This window comes from Vibrio sp. 1288 (assembly GCF_033344475.1).
This window is the reverse complement of the sequence record NZ_JAWPOX010000833.1, coordinates 1-588: the sequence shown is the minus strand read 5'-3', so window position 1 is coordinate 588 and position 588 is coordinate 1. Positions and strand designations below refer to the sequence as shown.

Here is a 588-nt window from a genome sequence, read left to right as displayed (position 1 = left end):
GAGGGGCAATTTTTAAATATATGCTCGCCTTATTTAGCGCGGACGATGTCCATCACCAACTTACCGTCAACCTTTACAGGACCATCTTCTTTGGCTCCGAGTGAATACTCAAATACGCCCGTCTTCATTCCACCTTTTTCTCCGTGGACCATTAGCATCAGCATGTCACCAGACTCAACCGGTTCCATCAAAATTGCATTCACGTTCTCATTTTGTCCCATTTTAAGCGGAGCATAGCCGATCACGGGGCCTGGCTTCATCGATTCATCTGTTCGGTGTACAACCATCCACCCGTTTTCGTCAGCATGAGCCATTTTTGCCGTTACGGTGCCCGTGGACATATCTTGATCTGCGCCTTCAATACTTGGAGAGGAAAAACTAAACGCAGAAAAACTGAACAGACATGCAGCTAAACCAAACTTTAGGAATGAGTTGTTGATGGAGTTGTTCATATGTATTCCTTACTTATGTGTGAGATTGCGTAATTGCATTCCATCTTCGTTACGTAGTTTCTCGTAAGAAAGTTCAGATGATATGAAAATAATGCCGATAAATTGAACGGGATCGGGAAAATCGCTCTGTATTATT

Annotated in this window: 1 protein-coding gene; it reads right to left on the bottom strand. The window is 43.4% G+C overall.

From position 1 onward, the window contains the following. Positions 1–29 precede the first annotated feature (29 nt). The gene (locus R8O11_RS29625) at positions 30–452 is read right to left on the bottom strand and encodes a hypothetical protein (RefSeq protein WP_025506983.1); all 423 of its coding nucleotides are present in this window, start codon (positions 450–452) and stop codon (positions 30–32) included. Between the last annotated feature and the right edge of the window lie 136 nt (positions 453–588).